Source organism: Dapis purpurea BLCC-M126 (assembly GCF_050015975.1).
GTDB lineage: Bacteria > Cyanobacteriota > Cyanobacteriia > Cyanobacteriales > Microcoleaceae > Trichodesmium.
Genome location: NZ_JBNHER010000109.1, coordinates 1 through 7,931, shown reverse-complemented (window position 1 = coordinate 7,931; position 7,931 = coordinate 1). Strand labels below are relative to the sequence as shown.

The following is a 7,931-nucleotide window of genomic DNA, read 5'->3' as shown; positions in this document are numbered from 1 at the left end:
CCTGGTTCATTGGTTTGTCATCCTTACCCATGCGATTCTCAGGTACTGCTTTATTATGTTTGCTGGTACTCATATCTGTCACCATCCAGAGATTACCCTGTGGGTCAAATTCTAGGTTGTCAGGATTAGAAAATCCTAGTCCACCATCGGTGGGTTCTCCTCCAGTAGCAAACATTTGCCAACGAAATGTCATAGCATTTGGTTGATTATCATCTTCAACTAAACGCATAATCCAGCCATATTCATAAGCTTCACCATCTGGACCTTTAAATATACGTTTGTCTGGACTACCATCGGAACTACTGGGATATCCAGAAGTAAAGGCAATAAATAAACTGCCATCTTTAGCAACTTGAGTATCTTCGGGACGGGCGGTACAAGTAACGCCAGCAGCATTAGCAGCTAAATGGGCATCTATCAGAATTGCCCCTTGTTTGGCTTCGGGGTCTCCTTCATATAAATCCCCCAGGGTTTTATATTTTTGTTTAAAAGCTTCTATTTCTTTATCTTTTGTGGCTTTGAAGCTACCACCATCAGGTCTTTGGGGCAAATTAATCATACCGTTCACATGGACACTTGGTAAACCGGGATTAACGGGGGTATCTTCTTTTAAAGGAATCCAACTACCTGTACCATCAGAATTAAATTTTGCACCATATAACATTCCATTTGTCAATAGTTGAGAGTTAGATTTATCGGTGGGGTCTTTAACAATATCTTTACTGACAAATTTATATAAATGACCGCTACGGCGATCGCATCCAGAATAAAAAGCTAAAGGTTGGTTTGCTTCTGCTCTAATACCGACTGCTTCGTGACGATAACGACCCAACCAAGTATGTTTTGTCCCATAGTCATCAGGATTAGCTGGGTCTATTTCTACCATCCAACCATATTTATTACCTGCTAAACCAAATGCACTTCCGAGACTAGCCATCCCTTTTTCACCGATAAATACAGAATTTCCTTGGGTGGGATCAACAGAAGTACCATCAGAATAAACTGCTTCAATTACATAAGCTTGAAAATTTTCTTCGGCACTAAAGACTGTTCCCCAGGGTGTAGTACCACCTGCACAATTACTAAAACTACCGATAATCTTATCCCCTAATTTATCGTCATAACCTTTACCTTTTTTGTTAAATACTGCTACTGCGGGTCCTGTTGATTTTAAATAACGTCCGTCTTCTAATCCTGAAATTCCTGTTATTCGGCGGTCAAATTTTGAATTTGTTCTTACCCATTTGCCATCGGGTTCCCGACGAATGGAAATAACACCTATTCCCATGTCTATCATTGCTTCTTTTGCAATTGTGATTATTTGTTCTTTTAGAGGACTCTTATCTAGTAATTCTTGAGAGTTAATACTTGATTTTCCTCCTTCCTGAAATGCTGATGCTATCTCTAAAAATGGCAGAGATTTACCAATTACTTTTTCATAACTTGTCACCCAAGTTAAGGGGCTAATATATTCAAAGTTTATGGTTAATAATCCTTCATTTTCGCCTGTTTCAATATAGGAAAGATAGTCATTGTTGTAGCCAAAACGGGAATCACCTATTTTATCACCCCAAGAACCTATAATATCGTAGGTAAAACCTTCTGGAATGACCAAATCATCTAATACTTCATATGTGCTATAGTTATCTATTTTGAATTCTTGATTGTTTGTGGCTAAAGGCATAGGACCTTTAACTGGTTGGAAGTTAATATTGTTGGTTGAAGTGCTACTAATGGAAGATTTTGCAGTGACTTGAGTTGAAGATTGTTGTTGACAAGAAGTCATGGCAATTGTTCCGGCACTTGCTCCAAGAAATAGGAGAAATTCTCGACGATTAATGTTCATAGACAAAGGAATAAGTTTGACTCTTTTTACTATAGCTTTAACCAGGAGTCAGGAGCCAGAATGACATTTCCAGCTCGTCATTGCGGGCGGTATCTCTCCCGTCATTGCGAGCGACAGCGAAGCAATCTCTAGTATTAGTATTGAGATTGCTTCGGGGGGCTAAAATTCAATTCATAGACTTGTACTTTTGTCAACCCCCTCGCAATGACGTTTTCACCTCTTCATTCCCATCCCCGTGACAATGATATTTTCACCTCGTTATTGCGAGCGGCAGCGTTTGCGAAGCATTCCGTTAGGAAAGCAATTTCTCGTTGTTTAGGAGAATAACAAGAAATTGTTTGATATTTTATAATTGTAAAATCCCGCATTTTTTCAGCAATACTTTATGACAAAAGAATATTATATTTACATAATGACTAATAACCGTAATACAGTCCTTTATACAGGTGTAACTAACGATTTAATCAAGAGAGTTTATGAACACAAGTCAAAATTAGTAGAAGGATTTACCAAAAAATATAATATTAATAAATTAGTTTATTTTGAAACGTATGAAAATCCTTCCGAAGCGATCGCTCGTGAAAAACAGATTAAAGCTGGTTCTCGACAGAAAAAAGTTAATTTAATTAATAGTATGAATTTGGAGTGGAAAGATTTGTACCTCGAAATAGTTTGAAATATAATTATTAATTATTATTAAAGTTCAGCAACAGCTGTTTTGTCATTGCGAGCGACAGCGTTTGCGGAGCATTCCGAAGGAAAGCAATCTCGTGTTATTGGTATTGGGATTGCTTCGGGGGGGTGAAAAATAGTCAGCAGAGATTTCTAGTTTTTCCCACCCCCTCGCAATGACATTTTCACTTAGTCATTGCGAGCGAAAGCGTTTGCGGAGCATTCCGAAGGAAAGCAATCTCATGTTATTGGTATTGGGATTGCTTCGGGGGGGTGAAAATTCCCACCATAAACTTCTAGTGTTTCTCACCCCCCTCGTAATGACATTTTTTATTCAGTAGCTAAACCTTCAATAGTCATTGCGACTGACTGGAACGCAGTGGAAGGAAGCAATCTCAGGTTCTTCCTATCGTCACTAAACCCTCCCCTACCACACCATAGAATAATTAGGAAAACGATTTGCTTTAATAAATTCCATCGCTGTCTGTGCTATCTGTGGGATTTCGATTTTGACAATTTTTTCCACAAAAAATGGTAAGGGTATTTGTCTGGGGGATACTTTGGTTTTGGGAACTTTACTTAATATCCTTGCCAATATTCTCTTACCTGCCATGATATAGGAATTGTCATTGCGAATGAAGCGTCAGCGTAATGAAGCAATCTCTAACTTTAAGATTGCTTTTCTCCACTTCGTTCCGCTCGCAATGACTAATGACAAATAATAACTTAAAATTTGGTGTATGACGCCGACAGAAACCTTTGTATTTGTCGGCGCATTCCTCTAAGGATGTACCTAACTCAAAAAAGGCGGGATGCCATTGGGTAATGCCATCGGTGGTTAGTTGTTCATAAGTGCCGGAAGAAGGAGTCAGGAGTCAGGAGTCAGGAGGGAAGAGAATAGAAGAAGGAGTCAGGAAGGAGTTCCAGAATTTTAGGAGGAGTTAGAAGTCAGGAGATTGCCTACGTTGTTCAATTGCAGCAACATAAGAATCTAGTAATTTACTTACTTCTTCTAGATGTAGAAGCAATTCTGAAGTATCCCCATATTCAAGGTCATTTGCCAGAATTAAGTAATATCGACTTTCTTCTAAGGAACCTTGGGCAATATTCAAGAATCGGATTTTATCCGCTAATCCTTTTTTCCGAAACCCTTCTGCTATATTTGCTGGCACTGATACGGATGCTCGTCTCAATTGAGAAGTTAGTCCGTAGGTTTCGGTTTTGGGAAAGTTGCTGCTGAGGCGGTATACCTCTAGAACAAGTTCATGCGCTTTTTGCCAAACTATCAAATCCCGAAAGCTTTTAGCGGACATTTCCACTTCGTCTTTCCCAACTCCCTCGCTTCTTGGTTGTGCCGTAGTTACTATGGGGATGTGTCATTGCGCGCGATAGCGTTTGCGGAGGCAGGAAAGCAATCTCCGGGGTAAGGCGAGATTGCTGACAGGGGGGTGGGTGAAAATTTCCAGCTTTTCTTCAGTGTTTCCCATCCCCCTCGCTGCGGACATTTCCAGTTCGTCTTTCCCAACCCCCTCAATTCTACTAGAGTGTCATTGCGAGCGACAGCGTTTGCGTAGCATTCCGTCAGGAAAGCAATCTGTTATATTGTTGGGATTGCTTCGGGGGGGTTAAAATGCTAACCATAAACTTCTATAGAGTGTCATTGCGAGCGACAGGAAAGCAATCTGTTATATTGTTGGAATTGCTTCGGGGGGGGTTAAAATGCTAACCATAAACTTCTAGTGTTTCCCCCCCTCGCAATGACAACCCAAAATTCTGACTCCTGACTCCTGTCTCCTGACTCCTAAAACACTAAACCTTCAAACTATAAATTTTTTGCGTTTCCAAATTTTCCATAACTGTCAATAATTCAGTTATTTCCAAACTCTGACGTTCGAGTTTTCCTTGTAAAGTCGTCATAGGATCGGCACCAGAAGCAATGAGAAATTCTAATTTAAAAATATTCGGCCATTGAGCTATTTCTGTTAATACTTTAGCGATCGCCTCCAAATAAGGATTATTTGATTGTTGATACCATTCAGATGTCATTAATGTTGCTTTTTCTAAACCAAAATTAACTATTAAAGGTGCTTGAGCAAAAACCGCCGTTGCCACTGCTCTAGTTTCTTCCCGCAACAGAAAATCATCTTCTTTGATTAAAGTGCGTAATTTTTCCAAATATTCATAGCGCTTTTGAAGGGGAGATTTCAAAGTTTTAACCAAAGAATTATTAACAAATTTTCCTTCTGTGTTTTCATCATTCCAATCAATGGCAATTGTTACTAAATAACTGCGTAACAACATATGACCTAATTTTTGCGCCTTAGTCGCCAAATAAGTAGAATTATAATCTGTTGTTTCTATTAACAAAGGAACTCGATCTACTACTTCAATTCCATAACCATTTAAACCTGCTATTTTCCGGGGATTATTTGTAATCAAACAAATTTTCTTCACACCCAAATCATGTAATATTTGTGCTCCCACACCATAGTTGCGTAAATCTGCCGGAAACCCTAATCTTTCATTAGCTTCCACAGTATCTAATCCCATATCCTGTAATGAATAAGCTTTCATTTTATTAATTAAACCTATTCCCCTACCCTCTTGTCGCAAATAGACAACCACTCCCGCACCAGCATTTTCAATCATTTTCATCGCTGCTTGCAGTTGCATTCGACAGTCACAACGGAGGGAACCAAAAGCATCTCCAGTCAGACACTCAGAATGTACCCGCACCATCACATCTTTTTCTTTAAATTCTTCTGGATTGCCTTTAACAATAGCTACATGTTCCGAATTATTTTGAGTATTGCGGTAAGCATAAATTTGGAACTCACCAAATTGGGATGGTAACTTAGCAATAGCTTCTCGGTAAACAAAGCGATCGTGTTTGATGCAATAACTGATAAGATCCGCAATACTAATCAGTTTCAGATTATGAGTTTGGGCATATTCTATTAACTGAGGTAATCTTGCCATGGAACCGTCTGGGTTTTGAATTTCACAAATAACCCCCGCCGGATATAAACCTGCTAATCTCGCTAAGTCAACAGAAGCTTCTGTATGACCAGCTCGTTTTAATACTCCTCCTTCTTTAGCTCGAATGGGGAATACATGACCAGGGCGACGTAAATCTTCTGGTTTGGTAGTAGGGTTAATAACTGCTTGAATAGTATTTGCCCGGTCTTCTGCTGAGATACCTGTAGAAACTCCCAACTGTGGGGAAGCATCAATACTAACAGTAAAAGCTGTTTGGTTACTGTCAGTATTTTTAGTAACCATAAGTGGAATATCTAATTCATCAAGGCGATCGCCTGTCAATGACAGACAAATTAGACCTCTAGCTTCTACTGCCATAAAGTTAATCATGTCTGGAGTAGCAAATTGAGCTGCACAAATTACATCTCCTTCATTTTCTCGATGTTCGTCATCGACTACTACTATAGACTTACCTGCTTTAATGTCTGCTAGTGCAGCATCAATGGAATCAAATTGAAATTGTTCGTTTGGCTGTTTATTTACAGATAGCTTCTCTGGTTTTGTCATTTTTTTCAAAATCTGTTTAAAACTATACAAAGATTATAACGATATACAAAGATGATAGGGTTTCCTAGGCTACGGAACTATAATAACAACAACGAATAAATTATATAGAAAGTTAATAATTTACCTTATGGTAATTTGGAGGCTCTATTAGGTAACTGTTTGTTAACTCATAAAAACCTCTCTCCAAACTTCTCTCCTTCTAGGAGAGAGGGTTATTAACCCCCATTCTCTTGTGGTAAAAGGGGGGTTGGTTTTTAGAATTCACGAGAAAGGCTTATTAACCCCCATTCCCTTGTAGGGAAGGAGGCCGGGCGGTTAGGTTTTTAGGATTCATCGGTTCCCATCCAGTACTTCTCAAACAGCTTCTAAGTAATTGATTTTCAGATAGAAAATATCAAAAAATGATTGGAGGTAAATGATATGAAAGGTAGAATTTTTACAGAAAAAGAACGTCAAATACTTACAGATATTATCACCCACCGCCGAACAGAACCAGTAGCAAAGTTTATTAGTAAAGAAATTCCCGATATAATAATAGAGCGTTTACTATTTGCTGCTTTACACGCTCCTTCAGTTGGTTTTTCTCAACCCTGGGAATTTGTAATTATTCGTGACTCATCAATTAAGGCCAAAATCAAAGCATCTTTTGAAAGAGAAAATGAAAAAGCAGAAGAAATATTCAAAAATCGGCCTTTACCTCATCAATTTCAATTGATTGGCACAGGAATGACTACAACTCCTGTTAATATTGCTGTTTTTTATAAACCCTCACCTAATCCTGTCTTAGGTCAAACCAGTATGGATAAGGTTGGACCATACAGTGTTTGTTTGGCAATTCAAAATTTGTGGTTGATGGCTAGAGCAGAGAATATAGGGTTGGGTTGGGTAAGTATTTTAGACGAAAAAGAGGTAAAAACTATTCTCAATGCTCCTCCAGAAAATGAATTAATAGCCTATTTATGTTTAGGTTATGTCACAGAATTCACAGAACGTCCTATGTTGGAAATTAGTAACTGGGAAAAGCGTAAATCAAAGGAGGCAATCATTTATTATAATAGTTATTAGTGGAATCAAAAGCTTTTTTAGTATCTGAAAAATTCCGATAGTAACTTTAACTGTTTGGTTTGCTAATTTACCAACAACAGCTTGGGTATCTCCTGATAATTCTACTTGCACTGTTTGATTTTTGCTCATGGCAGATTTAGGAGATACTTCCACAAATTCTTCAGTATCAATGCCGTTAACTTCTGCACTTAGGTTAACCAAGAGTAAGACAGCGATCGCTACTATTGTCATGCCACTTAATAATATTCTGACTGGTTGAGGTGCAATTTCACCCTCATCAATAGTTGGGTATCCACCTAGTATCCAACCGCTACCAAAACCGACACCTAATAAAATTATTGCTAAAATTCCTAGATTACTTATTAGAAAAATAACTTCTGACTTCCTACTTCTGACTGCGAGCGAAGCGATAATACTAGCCAAGTTTTAATTTTGCATTTGCATTTTTTTTTAGAGGTTGCTCACACTTACCTGCAATTTTAGCCTAGACGCTTTTCCTGGATTTCTCACAAAGATTGGGATAGATTGCTGAAACCCTTGCAACAGCAAGCGTACAGGAAATCACCATAAAATACAGACTGTCATTTTTCTAGATTCTCTGAAAGCATTATGGGACATAACTTTATAGAACCCCTAAGCGTATCTTGATAAATATGCGCGTTAGCTAGGAGTTAGGAGACAGGAGTTCATTAATTGATAATTGATAATGGATAATTGATAATTACCTCGGGTTTTAACCGCACGGGAATTGAATACAAGGAAATTCAAGAGCACTTTTCTCTTGGTCGATTGGATATGGCGC

The 7,931-nt window shown here is 38.4% G+C and carries 7 protein-coding genes; 2 read left to right on the top strand and 5 right to left on the bottom strand.

The window, feature by feature from the left end:
- On the bottom strand, window positions 1–1,846 hold a 1,846-nt coding region (locus ACP6PL_RS10120), incomplete at its 3' end, for a PhoX family protein (RefSeq protein ID WP_426545126.1).
- Between the two features lie 385 nt (window positions 1,847–2,231).
- On the opposite strand from ACP6PL_RS10120, the gene ACP6PL_RS10115 reads away from it, so the two are divergent.
- On the top strand, window positions 2,232–2,522 hold the full coding sequence (locus ACP6PL_RS10115; RefSeq protein ID WP_426545124.1) for a GIY-YIG nuclease family protein: 291 nt from the start codon (window positions 2,232–2,234) through the stop codon (window positions 2,520–2,522).
- A 423-nt stretch (window positions 2,523–2,945) separates the two neighbouring features.
- Here ACP6PL_RS10115 and ACP6PL_RS10110 read toward each other — a convergent pair whose 3' ends face one another.
- From ACP6PL_RS10110 to ribBA, 3 genes are all read right to left on the bottom strand, one after another.
- On the bottom strand, window positions 2,946–3,131 hold the full coding sequence (locus ACP6PL_RS10110) for a hypothetical protein (RefSeq protein ID WP_426545122.1): 186 nt from the start codon (window positions 3,129–3,131) through the stop codon (window positions 2,946–2,948).
- Window positions 3,132–3,459: 328 nt separating this feature from the next.
- A complete protein-coding gene (locus ACP6PL_RS10105; RefSeq protein ID WP_426545120.1) occupies window positions 3,460–3,831 on the bottom strand; it encodes a four helix bundle protein in 372 nt (123 codons plus the stop codon).
- A gap of 496 nt (window positions 3,832–4,327) precedes the next feature.
- A complete protein-coding gene (gene ribBA / locus ACP6PL_RS10100; protein WP_426545118.1) occupies window positions 4,328–6,064 on the bottom strand; it encodes a bifunctional 3,4-dihydroxy-2-butanone-4-phosphate synthase/GTP cyclohydrolase II in 1,737 nt (578 codons plus the stop codon).
- Between the two features lie 420 nt (window positions 6,065–6,484).
- Here ribBA and bluB point away from each other — a divergent pair, with 420 nt between their 5' ends.
- Complete coding sequence (gene bluB / locus ACP6PL_RS10095) at window positions 6,485–7,129, top strand: 5,6-dimethylbenzimidazole synthase (RefSeq protein WP_426545116.1); 645 nt, start codon at window positions 6,485–6,487, stop codon at window positions 7,127–7,129.
- Here the strand turns inward: bluB and ACP6PL_RS10090 are convergent.
- Window positions 7,094–7,552 (bottom strand): hypothetical protein, encoded by a 459-nt coding sequence (locus tag ACP6PL_RS10090; RefSeq protein WP_426545114.1) that lies wholly within the window; start codon window positions 7,550–7,552, stop codon window positions 7,094–7,096. The two genes, bluB and ACP6PL_RS10090, sit on opposite strands and share 36 nt — an antisense overlap.
- Between the last annotated feature and the right edge of the window lie 379 nt (window positions 7,553–7,931).